At 67.0% G+C, this 25,681-nt stretch carries 23 protein-coding genes; 15 read left to right on the top strand and 8 right to left on the bottom strand.

Going from position 1 to position 25,681, the window contains the following annotated elements; translation table 11 throughout:
• The 6 genes from AC1D1Y_RS23045 to fliF all read right to left on the bottom strand — a co-directional run.
• A partial coding sequence (locus AC1D1Y_RS23045; protein WP_477684391.1) for a flagellar hook-length control protein FliK occupies positions 1–1,307 on the bottom strand: 1,307 nt, incomplete at its 3' end.
• A gap of 25 nt (positions 1,308–1,332) precedes the next feature.
• Positions 1,333–1,788 (bottom strand): flagellar export protein FliJ, encoded by a 456-nt coding sequence (fliJ, locus tag AC1D1Y_RS23040; protein ID WP_477652279.1) that lies wholly within the window; start codon positions 1,786–1,788, stop codon positions 1,333–1,335.
• A 40-nt stretch (positions 1,789–1,828) separates the two neighbouring features.
• Positions 1,829–3,271 carry a flagellar protein export ATPase FliI gene (gene fliI, locus AC1D1Y_RS23035; protein ID WP_477684390.1) on the bottom strand — a complete coding sequence of 481 codons (1,443 nt, stop codon included), beginning with the start codon at positions 3,269–3,271 and terminating at the stop codon, positions 1,829–1,831.
• Positions 3,264–4,049, bottom strand: a complete 786-nt coding sequence (locus tag AC1D1Y_RS23030) for a flagellar assembly protein FliH (protein ID WP_477684389.1) — start codon at positions 4,047–4,049, stop codon at positions 3,264–3,266. Before AC1D1Y_RS23030 ends, fliI begins: the two co-directional genes overlap by 8 nt.
• Positions 4,042–5,037 (bottom strand): flagellar motor switch protein FliG, encoded by a 996-nt coding sequence (gene fliG, locus AC1D1Y_RS23025; protein ID WP_477677315.1) that lies wholly within the window; start codon positions 5,035–5,037, stop codon positions 4,042–4,044. Before fliG ends, AC1D1Y_RS23030 begins: the two co-directional genes overlap by 8 nt.
• Positions 5,027–6,712: a flagellar basal-body MS-ring/collar protein FliF gene (fliF, locus tag AC1D1Y_RS23020; protein ID WP_477684392.1), complete on the bottom strand. Its 1,686-nt coding sequence runs from the start codon at positions 6,710–6,712 to the stop codon at positions 5,027–5,029. The genes fliG and fliF overlap by 11 nt, the downstream gene beginning before the upstream one ends.
• A gap of 365 nt (positions 6,713–7,077) precedes the next feature.
• Between fliF and fliE the strand changes: the two genes are divergently transcribed.
• The 14 genes from fliE (at position 7,078) to cheA (ending at position 19,126) form a co-directional block, all read left to right on the top strand.
• Positions 7,078–7,395, top strand: a complete 318-nt coding sequence (fliE, locus tag AC1D1Y_RS23015) for a flagellar hook-basal body complex protein FliE (protein WP_477652283.1) — start codon at positions 7,078–7,080, stop codon at positions 7,393–7,395.
• 166 nt (positions 7,396–7,561) lie between these two features.
• Complete coding sequence (locus AC1D1Y_RS23010) at positions 7,562–8,893, top strand: FliC/FljB family flagellin (protein ID WP_477684388.1); 1,332 nt, start codon at positions 7,562–7,564, stop codon at positions 8,891–8,893.
• 132 nt (positions 8,894–9,025) lie between these two features.
• Positions 9,026–9,370 carry a flagellar protein FlaG gene (locus AC1D1Y_RS23005; protein WP_477684387.1) on the top strand — a complete coding sequence of 115 codons (345 nt, stop codon included), beginning with the start codon at positions 9,026–9,028 and terminating at the stop codon, positions 9,368–9,370.
• A gap of 23 nt (positions 9,371–9,393) precedes the next feature.
• The gene (fliD, locus tag AC1D1Y_RS23000) at positions 9,394–10,839 is read left to right on the top strand and encodes a flagellar filament capping protein FliD (protein ID WP_477684386.1); all 1,446 of its coding nucleotides are present in this window, start codon (positions 9,394–9,396) and stop codon (positions 10,837–10,839) included.
• A 38-nt stretch (positions 10,840–10,877) separates the two neighbouring features.
• Entirely contained in the window at positions 10,878–11,408 is a 531-nt protein-coding gene (gene fliS / locus AC1D1Y_RS22995; RefSeq protein WP_477684385.1) for a flagellar export chaperone FliS, read from the top strand.
• Between the two features lie 5 nt (positions 11,409–11,413).
• Positions 11,414–11,761 carry a flagellar protein FliT gene (locus AC1D1Y_RS22990; protein ID WP_477652288.1) on the top strand — a complete coding sequence of 116 codons (348 nt, stop codon included), beginning with the start codon at positions 11,414–11,416 and terminating at the stop codon, positions 11,759–11,761.
• Positions 11,758–13,068 carry a flagellar hook-length control protein FliK gene (gene fliK, locus AC1D1Y_RS22985; RefSeq protein ID WP_477684384.1) on the top strand — a complete coding sequence of 437 codons (1,311 nt, stop codon included), beginning with the start codon at positions 11,758–11,760 and terminating at the stop codon, positions 13,066–13,068. Before AC1D1Y_RS22990 ends, fliK begins: the two co-directional genes overlap by 4 nt.
• On the top strand, positions 13,058–13,366 hold the full coding sequence (locus AC1D1Y_RS22980) for an EscU/YscU/HrcU family type III secretion system export apparatus switch protein (protein WP_477684383.1): 309 nt from the start codon (positions 13,058–13,060) through the stop codon (positions 13,364–13,366). Before fliK ends, AC1D1Y_RS22980 begins: the two co-directional genes overlap by 11 nt.
• A 249-nt stretch (positions 13,367–13,615) precedes the next feature.
• On the top strand, positions 13,616–13,963 hold the full coding sequence (gene flhD / locus AC1D1Y_RS22975) for a flagellar transcriptional regulator FlhD (RefSeq protein ID WP_436157596.1): 348 nt from the start codon (positions 13,616–13,618) through the stop codon (positions 13,961–13,963).
• Between the two features lie 45 nt (positions 13,964–14,008).
• Positions 14,009–14,662 carry a flagellar transcriptional regulator FlhC gene (gene flhC / locus AC1D1Y_RS22970; RefSeq protein WP_477652291.1) on the top strand — a complete coding sequence of 218 codons (654 nt, stop codon included), beginning with the start codon at positions 14,009–14,011 and terminating at the stop codon, positions 14,660–14,662.
• 37 nt (positions 14,663–14,699) lie between these two features.
• Positions 14,700–15,563, top strand: a complete 864-nt coding sequence (gene motA / locus AC1D1Y_RS22965; protein WP_477684382.1) for a flagellar motor stator protein MotA — start codon at positions 14,700–14,702, stop codon at positions 15,561–15,563.
• A 42-nt stretch (positions 15,564–15,605) separates the two neighbouring features.
• A complete protein-coding gene (gene motB / locus AC1D1Y_RS22960) occupies positions 15,606–16,616 on the top strand; it encodes a flagellar motor protein MotB (RefSeq protein ID WP_477684381.1) in 1,011 nt (336 codons plus the stop codon).
• Entirely contained in the window at positions 16,613–16,996 is a 384-nt protein-coding gene (locus tag AC1D1Y_RS22955) for a response regulator (RefSeq protein ID WP_477684380.1), read from the top strand. Before motB ends, AC1D1Y_RS22955 begins: the two co-directional genes overlap by 4 nt.
• Before the next feature lie 54 nt (positions 16,997–17,050).
• Positions 17,051–19,126, top strand: a complete 2,076-nt coding sequence (cheA, locus tag AC1D1Y_RS22950; protein WP_477684379.1) for a chemotaxis protein CheA — start codon at positions 17,051–17,053, stop codon at positions 19,124–19,126.
• Between the two features lie 15 nt (positions 19,127–19,141).
• Here cheA and AC1D1Y_RS22945 read toward each other — a convergent pair whose 3' ends face one another.
• Both AC1D1Y_RS22945 and AC1D1Y_RS22940 read right to left on the bottom strand, forming a co-directional pair.
• Positions 19,142–20,818 (bottom strand): hypothetical protein, encoded by a 1,677-nt coding sequence (locus AC1D1Y_RS22945; protein WP_477684378.1) that lies wholly within the window; start codon positions 20,816–20,818, stop codon positions 19,142–19,144.
• Between the two features lie 28 nt (positions 20,819–20,846).
• Positions 20,847–23,516 carry a PAS domain-containing sensor histidine kinase gene (locus AC1D1Y_RS22940; protein WP_477684377.1) on the bottom strand — a complete coding sequence of 890 codons (2,670 nt, stop codon included), beginning with the start codon at positions 23,514–23,516 and terminating at the stop codon, positions 20,847–20,849.
• A gap of 345 nt (positions 23,517–23,861) precedes the next feature.
• On the opposite strand from AC1D1Y_RS22940, the gene AC1D1Y_RS22935 reads away from it, so the two are divergent.
• Positions 23,862–25,592, top strand: coding sequence for a hypothetical protein (locus AC1D1Y_RS22935; RefSeq protein WP_477684376.1), 1,731 nt, complete (start codon positions 23,862–23,864; stop codon positions 25,590–25,592).
• Positions 25,593–25,681 lie beyond the last annotated feature (89 nt).

Below are 25,681 nucleotides of genomic sequence, written 5' to 3'. Positions count from 1 at the left end.
GCCGGCAGGTAGCCCGGCTGGGTGCGGGGGTTCTGCGCGCCCGGCTGGCCGGGCCGGCCGTCCTGGCCCTGGGCGAAGGCGGGCTGCTGCTGGCTGCCGGAGTTGACCGAGGTGTCGCCCAGGCTGATGCCGTTGTCGGCCAGCGTGCCGCGCAGCTGCGGCAGCGCGGCTTCGACGGCGGCGCGCACCGAGGCGTGCGCGGACACAAACAGCGCCTGGACCTGGTTGTCGTTCATGCTGAGGGTGACCTTGAGCGGGCCCAGGCCCGGGGGGTTGAGCTGGAGCTCGGCCACCTGATCGCCGGCCTTGCCCATGTGCAGCATCTGCCGGCCCAGGGCCTGGCCCCATTCGCCGCTGCCGACTTCGGGTGTGAGTGCTGCCTGACTTGGGGCTGGCGCTGCGGATTGGCTGGAAGCCAGTGCATGGTTGTTCGCCGGGGTGGCTGTCGCGTTGATCGTGAAACCTGGGGCAGCGGAAGCCGCATCGGCTACGGGGGCCTGGCCGGCGGCTGCCGGGGCGGAGGCTGCGGTGACGTCGGCAACTGCCGGGCCGGCTGCGTCGTTGGCCGCTGCCATGGTGGGAGCTTTGCTTGCGCCGGGCTTTTGTTCGACGCGCGTGTCGGTGCCCGTCAGCTCACGGGCCTCATCGCCGGGCCGCTCGTCGTGTGCTGAAAATTGTTTGGCCTGGCCGGCATCCAATGCGGTGGCCGGCGCCATGGCTTTGGTTGCGGGCAGGTCCAAGGCGGCTTCGTCGCCTGTGGGCGCCAGGGTCGTGGCCGGAGCTTCCCGGCCCTTTGGGGGTGCGGCGGGCGCAACAGGCAGGCCGGAGGCGAGCAGGGCTTGCGGCGCGGCGGCTTCGGTGTCGCCGCCGAGGCTGGCGTCGTTTGCCGCTGCGGCGGCTGCCGGTGCGGTGGTGGCGGTCGAGGCTTCCGCGGTGGCGGTGGCGCTCAGGGGCGTAGTCGCGTTGCCGCCGGCGATAGCGGCAGTGCCGGCCTCGGCGCCCGCCGCCTTGGCGATGCGCGTTTCGAGCGGCACAAACAGCAGCGCCGCGGTATTGATCGCTTCGGGCGTGTCGGATTTTTTGTCGTCGGCGATGCGCTTGACGGGCACGGAGGCGGGGGGCTTGCCGCCGGCCTTGGCGGGTGCTTCGCCGGAGGCCGCGAGCGAGCGCGACAGCACGTCGCCAAAACTTTCGCCGTCGCCCTGGGCGGCTTCATCGCCGCGGCTGGATGATGCGGAAGAAGCCGAAGAAGCGTTGCCGGTTGGCGCCGGGGCGGGGGCGGAGAGGGTAGGGGGGAGCAGGGACATGGCTGTTTCTCGCAGGTCTATCTATTCAGTGGCCCTGCAGGCTGGCGCGCATATAGAACTGGCGCGCGCTGCGTTCGTCGCTGTCGCGCTGCTCGCGCTTGTTCTGCACGGCCATTTCCTGCAGGCGCACGCGGCCGGCCAGGGTGTCGAAGGAGTTGAGGCGGCGCTGGCTGTTCTGCCAGTCGCCGCGGCCTGTCGCCAGTCGCGTGTCGGCCTGCACGGTGACGGCGCGCTGCTGTTCGATGGCGGCATCCAGCGTGGCGATGAAGTTGCGGAAGTTGCGAAGTTGCGCCGCCGGCACGCCCGCGCCCATCTGCACCTGCAGCTGGTCCAGGTATTCCTGGCGGTAGCGCTGCAGCATCTCGAGTTTTTCAGCCGCGCTGGTATGCGCGGTCTGCAGCTGGCCGAGGCGGCGCGTGGCTTCGTCGGTCTTGTTCTGCGCCAGTTCGATCAGCGTGGCGAGCGGTAGCTTGTTGGGCATGACGTTGTTCCTGGGTTGGGGTAGCGGTGAAGGAGGGGGCTCAGGCCTGGAAGATGGCGTTGAGCTGGGCCGTGGCGTCGGCGTGGCCCACACGTTCTTCCATGGTCTGCTGCAGAAAGGCTTCTACCCGGGGATAGAGGGCGATGGCCTGGTCCAGCTGCGCGTCGTGGCCGGGCGCGTAGGCGCCGACGCTGATCAGGTCGCGGTTGCGCTGGTAGCGCGACAGGGCCTGCTTGAAGCTGCGCACGGCCTGGAACTGTTCGGGCGTGATCAGCGCCGTCATGGCGCGGCTGATGGAGGCCTCGATGTCGATGGCCGGGTAGTGGCCGGACTCGGCCAGGCTGCGCGACAGCACCACGTGGCCGTCGAGGATGGCGCGCGCCGAGTCGGCGATCGGGTCCTGCTGGTCGTCGCCTTCTGCGAGCACGGTGTAGAAGGCGGTGATGGAGCCGCCGCGGCCCTCGGCGTCGCGCGCGCCGTTGCCGGCGCGCTCCACCAGCGCGGGCAGCTTGGCGAAGACCGAGGGCGGGTAGCCTTTGGTAGCGGGCGGCTCGCCCACGGCCAGCGCGATCTCGCGCTGCGCCATGGCGTAGCGTGTCAGCGAGTCCATGATCAGCAGCACGTTCTTGCCTTCGTCGCGGAAGTATTCGGCCAGGCAGGTGGCGTAGGCCGCGCCCTGCAGGCGCAGCAGCGGCGAGGTGTCGGCCGGCGCCGCGACCAGCACGGCGCGCGCCATGCCTTCCTCGCCCAGGGTGTTCTCGATGAAGTCCTTGACCTCGCGGCCGCGCTCGCCGATCAGGCCGACGACGATGACGTCGGCGCTGGTGTAGCGCGCCATCATGCCCAGCAGCACGCTCTTGCCGACGCCGGAGCCGGCGAACAGGCCCATGCGCTGGCCGCGCCCGACGGTCAGCAGCGCGTTGATGGCGCGCACGCCGACGTCGAGCACGCTGTCGATGGGCGCGCGGGTCAGCGGGTTGATGGGCTTGGCGGCCAGCGGCACCTCGCGTGAGAAATCGAGCGGGCCGCGCCCGTCCAGCGGCCGGCCGGCGGCGTCGACCACGCGGCCCAGCATGCCGGCGCCCACCGGCAGGCGTTTGGTGCGCGGGCCCAGGCCGCCGGCATGGCCGGCGGGCGACTCCAGCGCGTAGACGCGGGCGCCGGGCAGCAGGCCGTCGACCTCGCTTTGCGGCATCAGGAAGATGCGGTCGCCGGCGAAGCCGACGACTTCGGCCTCGGCGGTTTTTTGCGGATAACCGGGCGGCAGCTCGATCAGGCAATCGCTGCCGACCGGCAGGCGCAGCCCGACGGCTTCGAGCACCAGGCCGACGGCGCGTGTGAGCCGGCCGTAGCTGCGCACCGGCACGCTTTGCGCCACCGAGGCGCGCGCCTCGTCGAGCGCGCCGTGCCAGGCGCGCAGCGGCGCGGCGGCCGGAGCGGCAGGAGTAGCGGGAACGGCGGCTGCGACGGGCAGTTCAGACATGGATCGCCACCGGCGTGTGCATGGCGGTTTTCACCAGGGCCGCGGTGACGCGCTCCCAGCGGCCCGGCAGGCTCGCGTCCTGTTCACCGCTGGCCGCCAGCACGCGGCAGCCGCCGCGCTGGCAGGCGGCGTCGCTGCGTATGCGCCAGCCGGCGGCCTGCAGGTCCTCGGCCAGGTGCTGGCGCACCAGCGCCGCGTCGTCGGGGTGCAGCACCAGCTGCGGCGAGCCGCTCAGGGCCGGGTCGGCCTGCAGCAGTTCGCGCACCACCGGCAGGATGGCGCCGGTGTCCAGCGCCAGGGCCTGGCCCAGCACCTGGCGCGCGATGTCCAGCGCCAGGGCCAGCAGGTTTTCGGAAATTTCGTGCTCGGCGCCGCGCAGCGCGGCCGGCAGCGCCAGGGCCAGCGCGCGCAGCTGCGCGGCTTCCGCATGGACTTCGGCCATGGCGTCCGTGCGGCCTTGCGCCTGGCCGCGGTCGTAGCCCTGGCGAAAGCCTTCGGCCTCGCCCGCTTGCAGGGCCTGCAGGCGCAGCTGGGCCAGCTCGACGTCGTTGATCAGCACCTCGGGCTTGAGCGGCGCGACCACGGGCGCCGGTTTGGGCTCGGGGGGGAGCGCCGGTGCCGCATCGGATTCCTGCGCGATGGCCGTCATCTCCCAGCGCTCCCAGGCGGTGAGCGCTTCCTTGGTTCCGTTGGCCCGGCGCGCGTAGGGCGGTTCGGTGGGCGGCCTGTCCGCGGCGGCGCGCGGCGGCAGATGCGTCAAGGGCGGCCGGTTATACATAGGAGTCGTTCCCCGGGCCGCCGAGCACGATCTCGCCGGCATCCGCCAGGCGGCGCACGATCTGCAGGATGCCCTTCTGCTCGTTCTCGACCTGCGAGACGCGCACCGGGCCGCGCATCTCGATGTCCTCGCGCAGCATCTCGGCGGCGCGCTGCGACATGTTCTTGAGGAATTTCTCGCGCAGCTCCAGCGGCGCGCCTTTGAGCGCGATGATGAGCGACTCCGATTCCACTTCCTTGAGCAGCAGCTGGACGCTGCGGTCCTCGAGCTCGAGCAGGTTCTCGAACAGGAACATCTCGTCGATCATCTTCTGCGCCAGCGCCTCGTCGTGCTCGCGCACGTGCTTGATGACGCTTTCCTCCTGCGCGCTGCTCATCATGTTGACGATCTCGGCGGCCGCGCGTATGCCGCCCAGGCGGCTGCGCTTGACGCCTTCGCCGGACAGCATGTCGGTGAGCACGTCGGTCAGCTCCTTGAGGGCGGCCGGCTGCACGCCGCCGAAGGTGGCCACGCGCAGCACGGCGTCGTGGCGCACGCGCTCGGGCAATTGTTCGAGCACGTCGGCGGCCTTGTCGCGGTCCAGGTGCACCAGAAGGGTGGCGATGATCTGCGGGTGCTCGTCGCGGATCAACTCAACGACTTCGGTGGCCTCGAGCTGGTTCAGCCGGTCTATGCCGCTGGTCGAGCTGTCGGGCTGGGAAATGCTTTCCAGCAAGTCGGCCGCGCGGGTGTTGCCCAGGGCCTTGTTGAGCACGGCGCGCAGGTAGCTGCCGGCATCGACGTGGGTGGCCGAGTACTGCTCGGTTTCCTCGCGGAATTCGCGCAGCACCTCGCCGACCTCGTCGCGCCTGACCTGCGCCAGCCCGGCCATGGCCTTGCCCAGGGTGTGGACCACGTGTTGCGGCAGGTGCTGCAGCACGCTGCCGGCGCCGGCCTCACCGAGCGACATCAACAGAATGGCGCTTTTGCGCGTGCCTTCATCCACCATTTTTTTCCGTCCAGTGTTTGATCAGCATGGCCACCATGGCCGGCTCCTTGGCCGCCATCTCCTGCGCGTACTGCAGGTTGGCCTCGTGCCGGCGCTTGCGCTGCTCCTGCTGTTCGCGGGCCTGCGCCTGCTGTTCGGCGGTTTCGCCCTCGACCGGTTCGCTGTCCATGCCCGCCGCGGTCGCTGCCGCCGAGGACGAGGCCGGCTGCAGGTGCTTGCGCAGCAGCGGCCGCAGCACAGCCAGCCACAGGTAGAGGGCGAGCAGGCCGAGCAGCAGGTACTTGATCGAGGACTTGGCGATCTCGACGTTCTCGGGCTGGCGCCACRGCGGCAGCTCGGGGGTTTCGGTGTCGGACGCGAAGAGGCTGTTGACGACGTTGAGCGAGTCGCCGCGTTCGGCGCTGAAGCCCATGGCCTGGCGCGCCAGGTTGCGGATCTGCTCGAGCTCGGCGGCCGTCAGCGCCGCGCGCTTGCCGGCGGCGGCGCCGTTGCCGCGGTAATTGACCACCACCGCGACGGACAGGCGCTTGATGCCGCCGGCCCCTTGCTGGGTGTGGCGTATGGAGCGGTCGACTTCGTAGTTGGTGGTGACGTCCTTGCGCGAATTGCCGCCGGCGCCGGCGCTGCGCGGGGCCGTGCCGGCCGAGCCGAGTTCGGCGCTCATCTTGAGCTGGGCCGCAGGCGCCGCGCCGGGCGGCGTGGCTTGCTTGATCTGTGAGGGTGCGGTGATGGGCGCGACCGGGTCGGGCGGCGGCTGGTTGGTCAGCGCGCCGGGCACGCCGGTGGCCGGGCCGTTGCCGAGCTGGCCGGATTCGCTGGACTGCTGGCTGCGGATGGCCGCGCTGCCGGGTTCCTGGTTGGGCCGGAATTTCTCGTCGGTGTTCTCGACGATGGAAAAGTCGATGTCGGCGGCGACCTGCGCATGCACATTGCCGGCGCCGAGTATGGGCTGCAGGATGGCTTCGATGCGGCGTATGTAGCCCTGCTCTATTTCCTGGGTGTACTTGAGCTGGCTGACGTCCAGGCCGCGCGTGCCGGCGTTGGCCGCCGACAGCAGGTTGCCGGCCTGGTCGACCACGGTGATGCTTTTGGTCGAGAGCTCGGGCACGCTGCTGGAGATCAGGTGCACGATGGCGCTGACCTGGCCTTCGTCGATGCTGCGGCCGCGGTGCAGGCTCAGCACCACGGAGGCGCTGGGTTTTTTCTGGTCGCGCACGAACAGCGAAGGCTTGGGCAGCGCCAGGTGCACGCGCGCCGATTCGACGGCGGAGATGGAGTTGATGGAGCGCGCGAGTTCGCCTTCCAGCGCGCGCTGGTAGTTCACTTGCTCGGCGAACTGGCTGGTGCCGAACTTCTGGGCGTCCATCAGTTCGAAGCCGACGGTGCCGCCCTTGGGCAGGCCCTGGGCGGCCAGGCGCAGGCGCGCCTCGGGTACTTTGTTGGAAGCCACCAGCAGCGCGCCGCCGCCTTCGGTGAACTTGTAGGGGATGTTCATCTGCTGCAGCGACGCGATGATGGCGCCGCCGTCGCGGTCGGACAGGTTGCTGTAGAGCACGCCGTAGTCGGGCGCGCGGCTCCAGAGCCACAGCGCCGCGATGGCGGCCACCGCGGCGGACGCGCCAATCATCAAGGGCAGGCGCGGGTTGGCGCGCAGCTGCTCCAGCCAGGGCGGCATCCTGGACGGGGCAGCCTCGGCGCCCAGCACGGCGGTGTTCACGCGCTCACCCGGCTACGCACGCATGCGCGGCGTGGAGCCGGGGCTGGCCTGGAGGCTGGCGGCGCGTGCGGCCGGGCGTGGGGGCTGAAACAACAGTTGGCATACAACAGGTCTTATTCAAAGGCGAAAAAGTCGACCGGCATGGCGGGCATGGAGGTGCACGGGGGCCGGTCCTTGTGAAGAATTGTCAGAGCCGGCCGGCCTTCCCGATCCGCTGAATAGCCGGGGCTTTTGCCGTCTTTTGGCCTGATGCCGCGATTCACCCGCTGGTACGCTTCAACCCGTTCATCAAGCAAGGGGCGCCCATGCGCCGGGAAAACACCATGTCGATCACATCCATTGAGTCCGTACTCCAGCAAATGCGCGTGCTTGCGCAGTCGTCGGGCATGTCCGCGCCGGCCGGCCCCGAGGCCGCCTCCGGTGGCTTCGCCGGCGAGCTGAAGAAGTCGCTGGAGCGCATCAGCGACAGCCAGCAGCACGCCTATAGCCAGGCCGAGGCCTTCGAGCTCGGCAAGCCCGGCGTGGCGCTCAACGACGTGATGGTCGACATGCAGAAGGCCAACATCGGTTTCCAGATGGGCTTGCAGGTGCGCAACCGCGTGGTCGCGGCCTACCAGGAAATCATGAACATGCCGGCCTGACGAGGGGCGGCGTGTGATGCGGATTTATTTTCCGGAGCACGCTAAAGGTTTGGCGGGGCCCGGCCGATAACCTGGACAACGGTGGCTTGCAGACTGTCAAGGCAGGCAAGGCCAGCGTGACGGCAAGTTAGCCGGAGTCCACAACCTATGTAATCAGGAGTCCCTCATGGCCCAAGTCATCAATACCAACTCGCTTTCCCTGCTCACGCAGAACAACCTCAACAAGTCGCAGTCGTCGCTGAACACCGCGATCCAGCGCCTGTCCTCCGGCCTGCGCATCAACAGCGCCAAGGACGACGCAGCGGGCCAGGCTATCGCCAACCGCTTCACGTCCAACATCAAGGGCCTGGCTGTTGCGCAACGCAATGCCAACGACGGCATCTCGCTGGCGCAGACGACTGAAGGCGCGTTGACCGAAATCAACAGCAACCTGCAGCGCATCCGCGAACTGGCCGTGCAGTCCAGCAACGGTTCCAACTCGACCGCCGACAAGGCTTCGATCCAGGCTGAAATCACCCAGCGCCTCGCTGAAATCGACCGTACCTCGGCACAGACCGACTTCAACGGCGTGAAAGTGCTGGCCTCCAACAGCAAGCTGAGCATCCAGGTCGGAGCGAACGACGGCGAAACCATCGACATCGGCCTCAAGCAGATCGACTCCGCCAGCCTGAAGCTGAATTCGCTGACGGTTTCCAAGAACGAGCTGAAGGTCGGCGCCGCCATCACCACCGTGGTGGACAACACCGCCGCCACCGGCTCGGCCACCGTCAACTTCGCGGCGACCAGCGTCACGGCGCTGAACACCGCCAACGGCACCAGCCTGACGGCCGCCGATCTGTCGCTGCATGAAGTGCAGACCGCAGCCGGCGTCGGCAGCGGCGTGTTCGTGGTCAAGGCGGGCGACGAGTACTACTCGGCCACCGTGGACCGCACCAGCGGCAGCGGCCTGGTCACGCTCAACACGGCCGACATCGACTACACCGACACGGCAGCCGGCGTCACGCCCGCGGTGACGATCACCGACCAGCTGGTCAAGGTGGGTGCCGATGCCGCGGGCGCCACGACCGGCTACGTCAGCATCCAGGGCAAGAACTACGCAACGGCCGCCAGCGCGATCGTTGACGCCGGTGATGCCACGGGTACGCTGAACGACACCGGCACCGCCGCGATCGAACTGAACAACCCGGCCGGCGGCACGACCGCTGAATTCGTCGGTGCCTCCACGATCAACCCGCTGTCCAAGATCGATGCGGCGCTGAAGATGGTCGACGACCTGCGCGGTTCGCTGGGCGCGGTGCAAAACCGTTTTGACTCGGTGATCTCCAACCTGGGCACCACGGTGACCAACCTGTCTTCCTCGCGTTCGCGCATCGAAGACGCGGACTACGCGACCGAAGTGTCCAACATGACGCGCGCCAACATCCTGCAACAGGCTGGTACCTCCGTGTTGGCCCAGGCCAACCAGACGACCCAGGGCGTTCTGTCCCTGCTGCGTTAATCGCGCACGGCACGCCTGCTCCGGCAGGCGTGCCTGGTTTTTGTGCAAGCCAGGCGGCTGTGTCCGCCTGCGCTACGCACTCCCGCTTGAGGGTCAGGCGGGAGTGCCTAGCGATTTCCCAGGAGAGCCAGCATGACGATTCCTTCCAGTGCCGTGACAGCCGCTCCGTGGCGTGATGCCATGCCGCCTTCGGCCGCGACCGGCCGCACCGGCGCGTCCCGCGAGGTGCCCGCTGAAAAAGAAGCGGCGCCCGCGCCCGCGCAGGAGCGCGCCGCGCTGGCCGAGATCAACGAGTCCCTGCGGATGGCGTCCATCGGCGTGCAGTTCGAGTTCGACAAGGAGGCCGACACCATGATCGTCAAGGTTGTCGACGTGGAGAGCGGGGACCTGATCCGGCAGATGCCTTCGGAAGAGGTGGTGCGCATATCGAGGGCGCTTGGAAAGCTGCAGGGCCTGCTGGTTCACCACGCTGTTTAGGTCAAAAACTTCAGGAGTCATCCATGGCATCGGTTTCAAGTTTGGGCATCGGGGCGAACCTCGATTTGAGCGGCCTGCTCACCAGCCTCACCACGGCGGAAAGCCAGCCGCTGGTCATGCTGCAGAAGCAGCAGATCAGCTACACCGCCAAGCTGTCGGCCTACGGCACGCTGCAGGGCGCCCTCAGCACCCTGCAGGCGGCGGCCGCCAAGCTGTCGGATGCCAACCTGTTCCAGGGCGTGAAAGCGACGTCCAGCAACACCGACGTGCTCACGGCCGCGGCCTCGGCCATGGGCGCCTCCGGCACTTACGCCGTCAACGTCACGCAGCTGGCCGCGGCGCAGTCGCTGGCCGCAGCGGGCGTGGCCAATGCCAAGGCCGCCGTGGGCAAGGGCACCGTCACCATCGATTTCGGCACCATCTCGGGCGGCACGCTGGACGCGGCCACCGGCACCTACAGCGGCGCGTCCTTCTCGCCGGACGCCGCGCGCACCGCGAAATCCATCGTGATCGACGACAGCAACAACTCGCTGGAAGGCCTGCGCGACGCGATCAACAAGAGCGCCGACATCGGCGTCACGGCCGCCATCGTCAATGACGGCGGCGCCTCGCCCTACCGCCTGGTGCTCACATCCAAGGACACCGGCGTCGCCTCGAGCATGCGCATTTCCGTGGCCGGCGACGCCAGCCTGCAAGGCCTGCTCAACCACGACGCTTCGGGCGCGCAAGCCCTGCAGCAGACTTCCGCCGCCGCCAACGCGATGCTCACGGTCGGCGGCCTGCCCGTGACCTCCAAGACCAATACGGTGACCGACGCCGCTCCCGGCGTGACCATGACGCTGGCCAAGGCAGGTGCCAGCACGCTGACGGTCAGCCGCGACACCTCCGCGGTGGAAGCGGCCATCACCAGCTTCGTCACCGCCTACAACAGCCTGCAGGCCACGGCCGGCCAGCTGACGCAGTACGACAAGGAAAAGCAGGCGGGCGCGGCGCTGGTCGGCGATTCGACGCTGCGCACCATCCAGACGCGCCTGCGCGCCGCGCTCAACACGCCCCAGGCGGGCGAGCTCAAGGTGCTGTCCCGGGTCGGCGTGAGCTTCCAGAAGGACGGCACGCTGGCCTTCGACGCCGCCAAGCTCAAGACGGCGTTCGCCGACAACAAGGCCGGGGTGGCGGAGCTCTTCGCCGGCACCGGCACGGCGGGCACCACCGGCATCGGCAAGCAGGTGTCCTCGCTGCTGGACACCTTCACCAGCAAGGACGGCATGCTCAGCGCCGCGACCACGGGCGTGAAGACCACGCTCAAGTCGCTGGACGACCAGTACACCGCGACCGCGAGCCGTGTGGAAGCCACGGTCGCGCGCTACAAGGCGCAGTTCACCCAGTTGGATCTGCTGGTGTCGCGCATGACCTCCACCGCCAGCTACCTGACCCAGCAGTTCGCCAACATGAGCTCGAGCAAGAAATAAACCCGCACGCAAGCACGTCCCAGCCAGCCGGAATTCCGATGCATACCCAACCCCACACCCAGCCCCTCACGCAGCCGCTTACACAGCCCTACGCTTACCAGCCGAGCGCCAATGCCTACCGCCCGGGCGCCAACGCCTACGCCAGGGTGGGCACCGAGAGCGCGGCCATGAGCGCCTCGCCGCACCAGCTGATCACCATGCTGTTCGACGGCGCCAAGACGGCCATCGCGATGGCGCGCCACCACATGGCGAACAAGGACATCAGCGCCAAGGGCCAGGCCATCTCCAAGGCCATCAACATCGTCGACAACGGCCTGAAGGCCAGCCTGGATGCGGACGCCGCCGGCGTGGCCGGCGCCCAGCTGGTGGCGGACCTGTCGGCGTTTTACGCCTACGTCACGCAGCGCCTGCTGTATGCCAACCTGCGCAACGACCCGGCGCTGCTGGACGAGGCCGACCGGCTGCTGGACAGCGTGAGCTCGGCCTGGCGCGAGATCGACCCTCAGCGGCCGCAGCCGCTGCAGGTGCCAGCCGCCCCCGCGCTGGCGCGTTTTTCCGCGGGAGCTTGACCTTCATGGGATCACAGAGCGAAGTCATGCACTGCTACGAGCAGATCGCCCCGCTGACCGAGCGCATGCTCGTGCTGGCGCGCGCCAAGCAGTGGGGCGAGCTGCCCCGGCTCGAAGGGCAGTGCAGCAGCATGGTCGAGCGCCTCAAGGACATCGAGCCGCTGAGCACGCTGGACGAGGCGCAGTCGGCCCGCAAGTACGTGTTGCTGGGCCGCATCAGCGCCAACACCACCGAGATCTTCGGCATGGTCATGCCGCAGCTGGCCAAGCTGGTGGGCGTGATGAAAAGCCTGGAACGGCAGCGCAGCCTGCACAAGGCGTACGGCCAGCCGGACGACATCCACCTGTTATGAGCGGTGTGACGCCTCTGGTGGATACCTTGCTGGCCACGCGGCTGGGACAGCGCGTGGACCTGGTACCGCTGAAGGCCGCGCTGGAGATCGCCGGCCCGGGCGCCGTGGTGAATGTGGAAAAAGTGACCAACGACGTGCGCCTGCCTTCGCGCGAGGCGCTGCAGCGCGAGCTGGGCCCGGGCCTGGTCGGCCGCGATGGCGCCGCCCTGGGCTTCGCGCAGGCCAGGCACGACGGCGCCGTCACCCTGAGCGCCGCCGCCCGCACCGTGAGCACGCTGCTGAACCTGCCGGTCGGAACAACGCCTGCCATCCGCGGGCGGGCGCCGCTGCAGCCCGACCTGCGCACGCCCGCCGTGCCGGTGCTGACGGCGGCCCTGGCGCGCACGGTGGCCGAATCCGGCCTGTTTTACGAATCCCACCTGCAGCAGTTCGCGACCGGCCAGCGCACGCTGGCGCAGCTGGCGCGGGAGCCGCAGGCCGGCATGGCGCCCGCGCCCGCCGGGGCGCCGCCGGCGGATGAAAGCCCGGCTTCCCCTGGGGCGGCTGCCGCGCCCTCTATATATATGCAGCCGGCGTCCTCGGCTTTGCCGGCGGCCGCCGTTTTGCCGCCTGTGCCAGCTGAAATGCTGGAAGCAGCCGCGCCGCCGGTGGCTGGCAGCACGCCCCCCGGCGCCGCGGCGCAGCCGTCCGCCGGCCCCGTGGCGGAGCCCGTCCACCCGCCGCTCCCGGCCACCAGCTACGGCCGGACCGGCCTGCCGGACCCCGCGACGCCCAGCCCTCACGATTTCTCCGGGCCGGATGCCGGCACGCCCGGCCCCGCCGTCGCTTCCACGGAGACCGCGCGCGCCGGCCATCCGGCGGCCGCTATTCTTCCCGAGCTGGTGGGCCTGGTGCGCCAGCAGCTCGACATGCTGGCGCTGCCGGTGTTTCGCTGGAGCGGCGAGGCCTGGCCGGGCATTCCGCTGGACTGGGAAATTCGCCGGGAAGGCCATGAACACGAGGAGCCGGCGGGCCGCGAAGGCCGCGAGGAGGGGGCGCAAGCCGCGCAAGCGGCGCCACAGGCCTGGACCACGCGCATGACGCTGAAGCTGCCCCGGCTGGGAACGGTCGATGCGCGCCTGGGCTTGGCCGGCTCGGCGCTCCAGTTGCGGCTGGACGCCTCACAGGAGGGCACGGTGGCGGTGCTGAACCAGGCCGGCGCCGAACTGTCGCGGCGCCTGGGCGCCGTGGGGCTGGAACTGGCGGAGCTGCGCGTAGGCGGCGCGGCGGATCTGCCGGACCCGGCGGGAGGCCGTGATGCCGGATAAACCGCTGGAAGGAAACGCCGCCGAAAGCCCGGAAACCCCGCGTTCCGGCGCCGTGGCGCTGTCCCTGGGGGCCGCAGGCCAAGCGCCCGCGGTGGTCGCCAAGGGCTATGGGGCGGTCGCCGAGGCGATTGTCCAGCGCGCGAAAGAGAGCGGCCTTTACGTTCACGCTTCCTCCGAATTGGTGAAATTGTTAATGCATGTAGACCTGGATTCGCAAATTCCGCCCAATTTGTACCTGGCGGTCGCGGAAATGCTTACATGGATGCATCAATTAGAAATTGAGAAAACTACTACTTAAAAATTAATACTATCGATATTTTGTGAAATTGAAATACAAATAGCTTTTATAAATTCAGTAATTGATTACTAATTTTTCTTGTTTTGACGCTTAAATGTTACTTAATTGATAAATTTGATTTGTTCATGTAATTGTCAGTTTAATGTGTTAAAAATTGCAATTGAGGTGAAGTTGTAAGACAGGCATCTCAATCAATCTGTGATGGGTGACGAAATTGATAGCGAGTAGATGTTCAGGTCACCTCTGTACATGCAAATTTTGAAAGAACAGGAACGCAACGTGATTGAAACTGGTACCGCCAACGACATTGGCGATTTGAATTTGGCCTACCTGCTGCTCGCAAAGCGGCTGGTGAGTGAAGATATTGCGCTCGCGATGTACCGGCTCGGCATGAGCCGGGAACTGGCTGACCTGCTGGGCAGCCTGTCGCTTTCCCAGATTGTGAAATTGGCCGGCTCCAGCCTGCTGCTCTGCCGTTTCCGGTTTGACGACCATCCCATGCTGTCGGCGCTGACCCTGGAAGGCAAGAACCCGGCGCTGCAGCAGGCGCATGCGGCGATTTTGCTGTCCGGCCAGCAGCTTGAGGCGGTCCGGTGAGCGCCCGCGCTTCGGCCCGCTCCCGTGTTTTGACCGGACATCGCCATGGCCACTAAAAGCGTCATCGTCGAAGCCCGGGAAATCCACCTGGCCATGGACCTGATCAAGCTGGGCGCCCGCTTGCAATTCCTGGAGGCGGAAACCAGCCTGAGCCGGGACCGCCTGATCAAGCTCTACAAGGAACTCAAGGGCACCTCGCCGCCCAAGGGGCTGCTGCCCTTTTCCACGGACTGGTTCATGACCTGGCTGTCCAACATCCATTCGTCGATGTTCTACAACATCTACCGTTTCATGGTGGTCCACGGCGGCTGCACGCGCATCAACGCCATCATCAAGAGCTACCGGCTGTACATCGAGCAGGTGCAGCAGCAGGGCGGCGAGCCGGTGCTGGACTTCACGCGGGCCTGGACGCTGGTGCGATTTTTCGACAGCGACATGCTGCAGCTGAGCACCTGCACGCGCTGCACGGGCCTGTTTGTCGCGCATGCCCACGACTCGCAGAGCAACTATGTGTGCGTGCTGTGCCGCCCGCCCTCGCGCGCCGGCAAGACCCGGCCCTCGGGCGCCAGGCGCGACGAGGCCGGCGACGGCGCCAGCAGCGGCAAGCCCGAGGGCAGCCCCCGCGCCGTCGCAGGCACGCCCGCGCTCTCGTCATCGCAGTGGCTGGCCAATGTGATGAACAGCTCGCGCACCGCCTGAGGGGCGGGGCTTTTTTACAGATCCGCAGGAGAACCCCATGCTCGTCATCATTGGCTACCTCGTCGTCGTGGCTTCCGTCTTTGGAGGCTACGCCATGATGGGCGGGCACTTCGGCGTGCTGTACCAGCCGCTGGAGCTGCTCATCATCGGCGGGGCCGCCGTGGGCGCCTTCGTCGCGGGCAATGACGGCCGCACCATACGCGCCACCCTCAAAGAGCTGCCCAAGCTGCTGCGCGCCTCGAAAAAGCACGACAAGGCGCTCTATATGGAACTGCTGGCCCTGCTCTACGTGCTGCTGTCCAAGGGCCGCAAGGACGGCATGATGGCGCTGGAGTCCGACATCGACGACCCGCAGAACAGCCCGATCTTCGCGCCCTACACGGTGATCCTGGCCGACGTCCGCGTGCTGGAGTTCCTGACCGACTACCTGCGCCTGATCGTGAGCGGCAACACCGACCCCTTCGAGATTGAGCAGTTGATGGAGCACGAACTCGAAACCTACAAGCACGAGGCGGAAGTCCCGGCGCACAGCCTGGCGCGCGTCGGCGACGCGCTGCCGGCCCTGGGCATCGTGGCGGCGGTACTGGGCGTGGTGCATGCGCTGGCCTCCGCCGACCTGCCGCCCGCCGAGATGGGCCAGCTGATCGCGCACGCCATGGTCGGCACCTTCCTGGGCATCCTGCTGGCCTACGGTTTCGTGTCGCCGCTGGCCACGCTGATCGAGCACAAGGTGGCGGAGTCGCTGAAGGCCTACCAGTGCGTCAAGGTCACGCTGATGGCCAGCCTCAACGGCTACGCGCCGCAGCTGGCGGTGGAGTTCGGCCGCAAGATCCTGTATTCGACCGAGCGGCCGTCCTTCATCGAGCTCGACGGGCACGTGCGTGAAGTCAAGGCGCGCTGAGGCGCGGGCTGACGCAAGCGATCAGAGCCGAACGGAACAGCCATGAGCGAGAGCGCGCGAAGAATCATCGTCATCCGGCGTCCCGTGAAGGCGGCCGCCCATCACGGCGGCGCCTGGAAGATCGCGTTCGCCGATTTCATGACGGCCATGTTCGCCTTCTTCCTGGTGCTGTGGATCCTGAGCATCTCCTCGCCCAAGCAGCTCGAGGGCATCGCGGACCAGTTCAAGATGCCGCTGAAGGTGGCCATCAGCGGCGGCAAAAAAAGCAGCAACAGCACCAACGTGATTCCCGGCGGCGGCAGCGACCCGTCCCACGCCGACGGCGAGTCCCGGCATGCCCAGAGCGAGAACGAAAGCAGCAAGGACCCGGACGACGGCCAGCGCCTGGAAGCGCTCAAGGAGCGGCTGGACGACATGATCGAGTCCAGCCCGGTGCTCAGGCAGTTCCGGCCGCAGCTGCTGATCGACATCACGCCCGAAGGCCTGCGCATCCAGATCGTCGACAGCAACAACCGGCCCATGTTCGACCGCTCCAGCGCCGTGGTGGTGGCCTATATGCGCAGCATCCTGCGCGAGATCGGCCCGGTGCTCAACGAGCAGCCCAACAAGCTCACGCTGTCCGGCCACACCGACGCCACCGTGTATTCGCAGGGCGACAAGTCCTACAGCAACTGGGAGCTGTCGGCCGACCGCGCCAACGCCTCGCGCCGCGAGCTGGTGGCCGGCGGCATGCAGGACGGGAAAATCCTGCGCGTCATGGGCGTCTCGTCCAGCGTGAACCTGAACACCGACGACCCCTATGCGGCCGTCAACCGGCGCATCAGCATCCTGGTGCTCAACAAGCGCGCCCAGGCCGACATCGAAAGCGGCAATGCCGCAACCGCCACCGCGCCCTACACGAAGACTACCCCGGCCGCCAAGACCACCAGCACCGCCAATACGACCAACGTGAACAACGCCGGCCCCGGCATCAAGCCGGTCAACACCGCGCGCGGCGCCGCCGCGCCGCCGCCGCTCAATCCGAACGCCGCTAAACCTGAAAGCCGGACATGACGAACAAAAAAACCATCCTGGTGGTTGACGACTCGGCCGTGATGCGCCACCTCAACTCGGCCGTGCTGGAAGAGGGCGGCTACCAGGTGCTGCTGGCCGGCGACGGCAAGGCCGCGCTCGAGCAACTGGTGAAAAAACCCGTGGACCTGGTGCTGACGGACTGGACCATGATTCCCATGGACGGCTGCGAGCTCACGCGCCAGCTGCGCGCACGGCCCGGCTCCGCCGATGTGCCCATCCTGGTGCTCAGCACCCTCAGCAACGACGCCAGCAAGGCCGACGCCCGCAAGGCCGGCGCCACCGGCTGGCTGTGCAAGCCCATAGAACCCGAAACACTGCTGGCCGTGGTGGGCAGCCTGATGAACCCGGCGAGCGCATGAGGCCCACGGCCGCGGCCCGACACGACAGTACCCAACAAGAGAAACCCTTCCCCTATGGACATCACCCAGTTCTACCAGACATTTTTTGAAGAAGCCGACGAGTTGCTGGCCGAGATGGAGCAGCTCTTCCTGGGCCTGGACCTGGACGCGCCCGACGGCGAACACCTCAACGCGGTGTTCCGTGCCGCGCACTCGATCAAGGGCGGCGCGGCCACCTTCGGTTTTGTCGCGCTGACCGACACCACCCACCTGCTGGAAAACCTGCTGGACCGGGCGCGCCACGGCGAGCTCAAACTCAATACCAAGATGATGGATGCCTTTCTGGAGACCAAGGACGTGTTGCAAAAACAATTGAGTGCATACAGGGCCGGCGCCGAGCCGGAACCTGACATGGTGGCCGCGATCTGCGCGGTGCTGCGCCAGCTCGCGCTGGAAGCCGGCGGCGAGCTGCCCGCGCCGCCCGTCGTGGCCGCGCCGGCGCCCGCGCCCGTGCAGGCCGCGCCCGAAGCCGCGCCCGCAGGCGCTGGAGAGCGGACCCTGAAGGTGCGCTTTTCCAAGGTCTCGGAGAACGACTGCAAGCTGCTCAGCGAAGAGCTGGCCAACCTGGGCCAGGTGACGGCGCAGACCCAGGAGGAGGGCAGCCTGACGATCTGGCTGAAGACCGGCTGCGAGGGCAGCGACGTCATCGCGGTCTGCTGCTTCATCATCGAGGCCGACCAGATCGACATCCGCGAAGAAGGCGCGCCTGCCGCGCAAGCGGCCCCCGCACCCGCGCCGGCGGCCAGCCAGCCTGCAGCTGTTGCGGCCGCGCCTGAGGCTGTGCCCGCTGCTGCGGCCGCAGCAGCTTCAAGCACGCCGGCCGCCGTGCAGAACAAGGAATCCAGTTCGATACGCGTCGACGTGGAAAAGGTCGACCAGATCATCAACCTGGTCGGTGAGCTGGTGATCACGCAGTCCATGCTGACGCAGACCGCATCGCTGCTGGACCCGGTGCTGCATGAGCGCCTGCTCAGCGGCATGGGCCACCTGGAGCGCAATGCGCGCGACCTGCAGGAATCCGTCATGTCCATCCGCATGATGCCCATGGACTATGTGTTCAGCCGTTTCCCGCGCCTGATCCGCGACCTGTCGGCCAAGCTCGGCAAGCAGGTCCAGCTGGTCACGGTCGGCAAGGAAACCGAACTCGACAAGAGCCTGATCGAGCGCATCATCGACCCCATCACCCACCTGGTGCGCAACAGCCTGGACCACGGCATCGAAGGCCCGGAGCGCCGCGCCTACGCCGGCAAGGACCCGGTCGGCCGCCTGACGCTGTCGGCCCAGCACCAGGGCGGCAGCATCGTGATCGAGGTCAAGGACGACGGCGGCGGCCTGGTCCGCGAGAAGATCCTGGCCAAGGCCCTGCAGCAGGGCATGCCCGTCAGCGAAAGCATGCCGGACGACGAGGTCTGGCAGCTGATCTTCGCGCCCGGCTTTTCCACGGCCGAAGCCGTCACCGACGTGTCCGGCCGCGGCGTCGGCATGGACGTGGTCAAGCGCAACATCCATGAGATGGGCGGCCATGTGGAGATCGCCTCGGTGCAGGGCAAGGGCACGACCATACGCATCGTGCTGCCGCTGACGCTGGCCATCCTCAACGGCATGTCCGTCAAGGTCGGCGAGGAGGTCTACATCCTGCCGCTGAACTACGTCATCGAATCGCTGCAGCCCATGGAAAAGGACGTGCACTCGATCACCGCCGACGAGCATGTCATGCACGTGCGCGGCGAGTACCTGGCCCTGCTGGAGCTGCACAAGCTCTTCGACGTGGCCGACGCGGTGAGCGCGCCCACGCAGGGCATCGCCGTCATCGTGCAGGCCGAGGGCACGCGTTTCGCGCTGCTGGTCGACCAGCTCGTGGGCCAGCACCAGGTGGTGGTCAAGAACCTGGAAACCAACTACCGCAAGGTGCCGGGCATTTCCGGCGCGACCATCCTGGGCGACGGCAACGTCGCGCTCATCATCGACGTGGCGGCCGTGCAGCGCGCCAACCGCGAGAAGGCGGCCCAGCGCAGCCCGGGCCGGCCGGCGCTGGCAGCGGCCGCGGCGGCAGCCGCATCGCGTGCGCTTGAGGTGGCGATGGCGGCTTGATCCCGCGCCCGGCCGTCAGATATCGCCGCGGGGGTTCCACCCGATCCCGGTCCGCGCAAGGGCTGCATCCGTGGGCGAGATGGCTTCAAGCACCGGCAATAGCGCATTGAACGACTCCCGGCAAAGATCCTTGCGGTACATCTCGTCATCCACCTGGCTGTACCCGCAATATTTGATCAGCCGCTTGAGCGCGGGACCCGCATCGGCGGGAAAGTGGCGTGCCCGTACTTCGAATTCGTCGCGCAGGATTTGATGGTGTTTGCGTATCAGTGCCTGGTTGGACAGTGCAAGGGTCATCAAGACGATATGGCTGAGGGCGGACTCGGGTTCGTTTGACAGCAGCCGTTCCAGAAACCCCTGGAACTGCTCGTCAATCGTGTGCAGAAGGGGGTGTCCAGGGCTTGCCGCGATGCGCCGGTTCCGGAAGGACATGATTTTTTCTTCCAGTATGGACAAGGACTCGCAGGCATCACGGATGGCCCTTTCAAGGTCCCATTCCCGGTCCTTCGCCCGTGGCTCGCCGAGCCTGCGGATAACGCAAGTCTTGAACAATTCGTGCGCTTCGGCCACCAACGGGGAAAAGCTGTCCCCGTAAAACACCACCTGGGCAAGCAGGCGCAACTGCCTGTCCTGTGCGGCGGGTTCCAGGCTTTTGATGACCGCCAGGCATTCCCGCGGAATTTTTTGCCAATAGCCCTCCTTTGGGTCGCCGTACCGAAAGAGGCTGTCCATCGCCCGAAGGGAACTCTTTGTATCAGCCGGGGAGGTGTTGAACGTCCAGTCCGCCAGAAGCCAACAAGACGCGTCCATCACTTTTTCCATGGCGATGGCGGCAGGCTGGTCCAGCCTTTTGAGCTGAAATGACGAGTAGAGGATGGACTCCCGGAGCATGTCGACGGCGAACCCGGGACGATGAGGTCTGAGTGTTACCGCCAGCTGATACGCCAGTTCGGGAGTCTCATGCAGATGCAGCGACATGAGAATTTCCGGGGGACGGGCCGGCGTCTGGTTCCAATGCTCGTCGATCAGGCGTACGGCAGCCGCCATGTCCTCGTGCGCGATCTCCAGCAACAGCGGCCATGCCTGCTTGCGCAAGTTGGGCTCGTTCGGTCCACGTTGCAATCCGGTGGGTCCGTATGTGCGCTGAACGGATCTTTGCAGCGCGTCGAAGCGCCTTGATGCGCTCACGCGAGGGCTTGCGACGGACCGGCTGGTCATGGCGTCCAGCTTGTTCTCCAAAGCGCGCTGCCCAACGAAGCCCACATCAAGCGGCAAAATGCGAAAGAAATTGATGACGCCGAGCAATACGTCCTCATCGCCTTCATTGACAACCGAATGCATGCGATTGATGAAATCCGACTGGAAGCGCTGGCTGCTCCATCGCTCTACCTCGTAGACCGCTCCTGAGAGCTTCGCAAGTAACCGTACGATCAAACCGGGCTTCTGGTTCGCCCAGGGAAAGTGACGGTGGTAGAACACCGCCAAGAAACTCTGTTTGACGATGTTGGGTTCCCCCGATATCTCAAACCGGTGCGACTCATACCAATGCGCCAGCTCGATCAGGCACTGCTGTTCGGCAGGCGTGCAGAGCAGAAACAGCTTGTCTCGCCGCTCCATCAACGAGCGGCGGTCGTTTTCATTCAGTTTGTGGCCGGGCAGGAAGGCTGTCTTGGGAAGCATCGACAAGGTCATAGGAAAAATACGTGGCGTGGCGGCCTGATTACAGCGTCACGGTAAAACAGGTGCTGCGCCCCGGCTCGCTGCGCACGGCGATCTTGCCGCCGTGCAGCTCGACCGAGTTCTTCACGATGGCCAGGCCCAGGCCGGTGCCCGGGATGTCGCCGACATTGCTGGCGCGGTGGAAGGATTCGAACAGGTGCGGCATTTCCTCGGGCGGTATGCCTATGCCCTGGTCCTCGACCTCGAAGACCGTGGCGCCGTCCTGCAGCGAGATGCGCAGGGCCACCTCGCCGCCGTTGGGGGAGTACTTGATGGCGTTGGACAGCAGGTTGCCCAGGATGTGGCGCAGCAGCTTGGCATCGAACAGGCCCTGCGGCGGCGAGGGCGGGAAGCGGGTGACGACCTTGCAGTCCGACTTGGGCTGCAGCAGGCGCGCCTCCTCGACGATGGCATGGCACAGCGCGAGCAGGTCGGTCGGGCCGGGGCGGAACTCCAGCATCTGGGCGTCGACCTGGCCTATCAGCAGCACGCGGTCCAGCATGCGCGCCATGCGCTGCACGCCGGCGCCTATGCTCTCGAGGATCTCCACCTTTTCGTCCGGCGGCATGCGGTCGCTGTAGTCCCTGAGCAGCTCGGCGGCCGACAGGATGGCCGCCAGCGGCGTGCGGAACTCATGGCTGGTCATGGAGACGAAGCGCGAGCGCAGGTCGTTGAGCTCTTTCTCGCGCTCCAGCGCCGCGCGTATATTGTCCTCGGCCTTGCGCCGCTCGGTGATGTCCAGCAGCGTCCAGATCACGCCGGCGTCGGGGTTGCGGTCGCTCACGCAGCGGCCCGCCAGCTGCACCCACAGCGTCTCGCCGTTGCGGCGCCAGAATTTACGCTCGTCGATGTAGACGCCGTCGCGCACCAGCTTGGCCCGGGTCTCCTTGCCGTCCGATTCGTAGGTCGCGTCGTCGTCGTAGAGCAGGCGCGACGACTTGCCGACCAGTTCCTCGCGTGAATAGCCGGTCATCTCCTGGTACTTGTCGTTGACCCACTGGATGCGCCGGTCCACGTTGAAGCTGATGCCCACCAGCGCGCTGTTGAAGATCGCCTCGCGCTCGGAGGAGGTCCGCGCGAGCGCCGCCTCGAGCTCCTTGCGCGGCGTGATGTCCATCACCGCCCAGACGCTGCCCTGGGTCTTGTCGAGCAGGCTGACCGCCTTGCCCGAGGCCGTCACCCAGAACAGGCTGCCGTCCAGCCTGCGCATCTGCAGGTCGCCCTGGTAGGCGCGCCCCTCGTTCATGCAGGCGGTGATGTCTTCGGCGACGCGCAAGTAGTCTTGTTGCGACGGGAAAAGCGTGCTCCAGTCGCGCGGCGCCGGCGTGGCGGCCGAGACGCCGAACATCCTGGCCATGGCCTGGTTGGACCAGCGAAAGACGCCCTCGTGCGTGAGGAAGGCGATGCCGACCAGGGAGTTCTCCAGGATGGTCTCGCGCTCCTCCAGGGTGTCGCGCAGTTTTTCCTCGAGCTTGCGGCGCTGGCTGATGTCGGAGAAAAAAGTCAGGATGCCCTGCTCGCCGTCCCAGGGGACCACAGTGACGCTGATGCCTATCCAGCGGATCTCGCCGCTGGGCAGCAGCAGGCGCAGCTCGTAGCGGCTGGGCACGTCCTCGCCGGCCAGGCGCCTGCGCTGGCGGTCCAGCACCAGTGCGTGGTCGTCAGGGTGGATGCGGTGCAGGAAGCCGATCTGCTGCATTTCCTCCAGGCCGATGCCGGCGATCTGCGCGGCGCGTTCATTGGCGTAGGCGATGCGCTCGTCCTTCACGACGATCATGCCCTCGTCCACGTGCTCGATCACCGCGCGGTAGCGCTCGGTGGAGCGGCGCACGGTGTCGGCCAGGGCGCGGCTTTGCGTGATGTCGGAGAAAAATGTCAGCGAGGCCGTGTCCCCATCCCAGGGAATGACGCTGCTGCCCACCGAAAGCCAGCGCGGCTCGCGCCCGGGGTGCAGCAGGCGCATCTCCGAACGACCGGCGTCGTGTGCTGCTGCGGCCAGCCGGTCGTCGGGATGCAGGCGATGGAAAAATCCCTGCTGCATGACTTCGTCGTAGGGAATGGCCAGGATGGCGGCGGCGCGCTGGTTGGCGAACACCACCGTGCCGCGCTGCAGGACCACCACGCCGTCGTTCACATGCTCGATGACGGCGCGGTAGCGCTCCTGCGACAGGCGCGCGGCCTGCTCGGCGGCCTTGCGCCGGGAGATGTCGCGGATGAAGGCGCCGAAGCCTATCCCGCCACCGGATGGGTCCGCCGGCACCGTGAAGATGGACAGCTCGACGGGCAGCAGGGCGCCGCTTTTGTGCAGCGCCTCCACCTCCAGCAGCCGTTCAATCGTCCTGGCCCTGCCGGTCTTGAGGAAGGCCGCCAGCCCGGCCTCGTGGGCGGCGCGGTGCGCGTGCGGCACGATCAGCTCGCACATGCGCTGGCCCACGGCCTCGGCCTCGCTCCAGCCCAGCATGTGTTCGGCGCTGGCGTTCCAGCTCGTGATGACACCGCCGGCGTTCATCTCGAGCACGGCGTCGCGCGCCGACCCGAGCAGCGACACCAGGTGCCGCTGCTGTGTTTCCAGCGCGCGTATGGTGTCGCGCAACTGCGCTTCGGTGCCGGGGGCTTCCGATGCCGGAGGGGAGGAGGGCGGCTCTCCGGTGTGCCGGAAGGGTGTGGGCATGAATCGTGGCGGGTGTGCGGCCTGCGCCGCGGCAGGCCATGGGAGTGATGGAACCTCGGGCATTCTCTGCGATGCGCAGGGCATCGGTCAATCGGAAAACCGGATTCGTGGCGCTTCACGCGAAGGCGGCGGGCGGCCGTGCCCGAAGCCGAAAAATGTCGGTCCACGCCGACAGGGCAGAGCGCTGATTCCGTTGGATTTTTTAAATTCCGGCGCGGCGGGTGTCGGCCAGCACCGACAGCAGGAGGCCGGCGAAAAAGCCGATGCCGTTGATTTCATTGATGAATTTCGGTGGCATGCAAATTGGGTACAGAAGGCCAACTCAATTTGCACGGTAGAACAAAAATGGCCAAGAAGAAGAATGTGTTTCGACGGATCGCAGTGCCCGGCCTGCTGGGCAGTCTGTTGCTATGCCAGGAGCACGCGCAGGCCCAGCAGGACAGCCAGGTGCAGCTGGAGCCGAACGACCAGGTCATACGCGCCTGGCAGCAGAACAACCTCGGCGGGGCCGGCCCGTCGCTCACGCGCGAAGAGGACGGCGGCACCCGGCTTGAGTGGAAGGGCGGCCTGACGGTCGACACCTATAGCAACGACGTCTCTTCTGCCAGCGGCAACCTCAACACGCCTTTGCGCAGCGGCGCTTTTTTCAAGAACAGCTACAGCAGCGACCTTCGCGCCACCCACAGGGACAACACCGTCGATTATTTCCAGCTGGGCGCCAGCGGCAGCAACGACCTCTCGGTGCTGAGCCAGAACCGCTACCAGATCAACAACATGCAACTGGGCCGCGCCGGCGAGGGTTACATGCTGGCCCTGGGCGACGTCACGCCGAATTTCTCCAGCCTGAGTTCCGCGCTGGGCGTACGCGGCCTGTACGGGCAGCGGCAGTTCGGCGAGGTAACCGCCTACGGCTTCACCGGCATGGTGGCCGAGAGCTGGGAAACCCTGGGCAACAAGGTGCCGCGCACCCAGTACCTGAAAGACGTGCACGGCCTCAAGCTTGAAAAAGCCTTCGGCACATCGCTGAAAACCTATGTCACCAGCCAGAGCTCGTCCGACCGCGAACCGACGACGCTGATGTCGCAGCCCCTGGCCACGCTGCGCGGCAAGACGCGTTCCTTCAGCGGCGGCTTTCAATACCAGGCCGAGCAGTTCACGCTGGCCGGCGAAACCGCCGGCAGCCGTTATGAGGACGGCGGCAACTCGGACCGCCCGGGCCGCGCCACCATCGTCGACGCGAGCTGGCGCGGCGAAGGCTACGGCTTTCGCGGCGGCTACCACGACATTTCCAACGGCTTCACCTCGCTGTCGCTGCAGGCGCAACCGGGCGTGCGCGAGGCCTATGCCGGCGCCGACTGGACGGTGGCGCCGTGGATCTCGCTGGCCAGCGACGTGCGCAAGTCCCGGCTCACGACGCTGGCCTTCGCCGGCTTCAACTCGACCTACGTCGACTCGGAATCCGTGGCGGCGCGCGCCAACATCAACTTCGGGCCGGACTACCCGGGCTGGGCGCTGGCCTTGCAGCAGGCCGAATCGCGCGGCCTCAATTCCGCCATGCAGGCCTCGCGGAACCGGGAGTTTTCGTCGACGCTCAACTATGCGACCCCCACCTGGAACGCCGGCGTCGGCATCGGCTGGGGCAAGGTGACCAGCGAGGTGTGGCCGGCCAGCGATTCGCTCAACGACAACTGGGCCTTCAACCTGGGGCACACCTTTTCGGATGCGCGGCCCGACCTGGCGCCGACCTGGAGCCTGGGCGTGAACCTCACGGCGGGCGCGCAGAAGCAGCGCCTGCTGGCCGGCGGGCAGACCAGCAACACCAATTACACCTTCACCCTGAGCGGCCAGCGCGCCGGCTGGGGCAGCGTCAACCTGCTGGTGATGAGCGGGCGCACCACCCAGCTCTACGGCGGGCCCAGCCTGCGGCTGGAGGGCTACCAGCTGGAGGCGGTTTACGCCATCTCCGAGAAGTGCTCGCTCAAGGCCTATGCGCGCAGCAGCCACCGCAACATCGACGACCCGGTGCTGGCCGCGAAAGAACGCGTCGCCGGCCTGCAACTCACCGTCAGTTTTTAAAGGGCCCATGATGAAAAAAATACTCCCGCTGCTGTGCCTGCTGGCCATGGCCTTCTCGCTGGCCGCGCCGGCGCCGGGCTCGCCGGGCG

This window comes from Polaromonas sp. P1_G1 (genome assembly GCF_056405595.1).
This window is presented reverse-complemented; position numbering and strand designations above follow the sequence as displayed.

Bases quoted from the DNA above. Each gene is read 5' to 3' on its own strand.
- flhC (WP_477652291.1), top strand. From the start codon at position 14,009: ATGGCCACTAAAAGCGTCATCGTCGAAGCCCGGGAAATCCACCTGGCC.
- fliK (WP_477684384.1), top strand. From the start codon at position 11,758: ATGAGCGGTGTGACGCCTCTGGTGGATACCTTGCTGGCCACGCGGCTG.
- AC1D1Y_RS23010 (WP_477684388.1), top strand. From the start codon at position 7,562: ATGGCCCAAGTCATCAATACCAACTCGCTTTCCCTGCTCACGCAGAAC.
- motA (WP_477684382.1), top strand. From the start codon at position 14,700: ATGCTCGTCATCATTGGCTACCTCGTCGTCGTGGCTTCCGTCTTTGGA.
- AC1D1Y_RS22940 (WP_477684377.1), bottom strand. From the start codon at position 23,516: ATGCCCACACCCTTCCGGCACACCGGAGAGCCGCCCTCCTCCCCTCCG.
- AC1D1Y_RS22955 (WP_477684380.1), top strand. From the start codon at position 16,613: ATGACGAACAAAAAAACCATCCTGGTGGTTGACGACTCGGCCGTGATG.
- AC1D1Y_RS23005 (WP_477684387.1), top strand. From the start codon at position 9,026: ATGACGATTCCTTCCAGTGCCGTGACAGCCGCTCCGTGGCGTGATGCC.
- AC1D1Y_RS22990 (WP_477652288.1), top strand. From the start codon at position 11,414: ATGGGATCACAGAGCGAAGTCATGCACTGCTACGAGCAGATCGCCCCG.
- fliS (WP_477684385.1), top strand. From the start codon at position 10,878: ATGCATACCCAACCCCACACCCAGCCCCTCACGCAGCCGCTTACACAG.
- AC1D1Y_RS22980 (WP_477684383.1), top strand. From the start codon at position 13,058: ATGCCGGATAAACCGCTGGAAGGAAACGCCGCCGAAAGCCCGGAAACC.
- AC1D1Y_RS22945 (WP_477684378.1), bottom strand. From the start codon at position 20,818: ATGACCTTGTCGATGCTTCCCAAGACAGCCTTCCTGCCCGGCCACAAA.
- motB (WP_477684381.1), top strand. From the start codon at position 15,606: ATGAGCGAGAGCGCGCGAAGAATCATCGTCATCCGGCGTCCCGTGAAG.
- fliJ (WP_477652279.1), bottom strand. From the start codon at position 1,788: ATGCCCAACAAGCTACCGCTCGCCACGCTGATCGAACTGGCGCAGAAC.
- fliI (WP_477684390.1), bottom strand. From the start codon at position 3,271: ATGTCTGAACTGCCCGTCGCAGCCGCCGTTCCCGCTACTCCTGCCGCT.
- cheA (WP_477684379.1), top strand. From the start codon at position 17,051: ATGGACATCACCCAGTTCTACCAGACATTTTTTGAAGAAGCCGACGAG.
- fliG (WP_477677315.1), bottom strand. From the start codon at position 5,037: ATGGTGGATGAAGGCACGCGCAAAAGCGCCATTCTGTTGATGTCGCTC.
- AC1D1Y_RS23030 (WP_477684389.1), bottom strand. From the start codon at position 4,049: ATGTATAACCGGCCGCCCTTGACGCATCTGCCGCCGCGCGCCGCCGCG.
- fliE (WP_477652283.1), top strand. From the start codon at position 7,078: ATGTCGATCACATCCATTGAGTCCGTACTCCAGCAAATGCGCGTGCTT.
- flhD (WP_436157596.1), top strand. From the start codon at position 13,616: ATGCAAATTTTGAAAGAACAGGAACGCAACGTGATTGAAACTGGTACC.
- fliD (WP_477684386.1), top strand. From the start codon at position 9,394: ATGGCATCGGTTTCAAGTTTGGGCATCGGGGCGAACCTCGATTTGAGC.
- AC1D1Y_RS22935 (WP_477684376.1), top strand. From the start codon at position 23,862: ATGGCCAAGAAGAAGAATGTGTTTCGACGGATCGCAGTGCCCGGCCTG.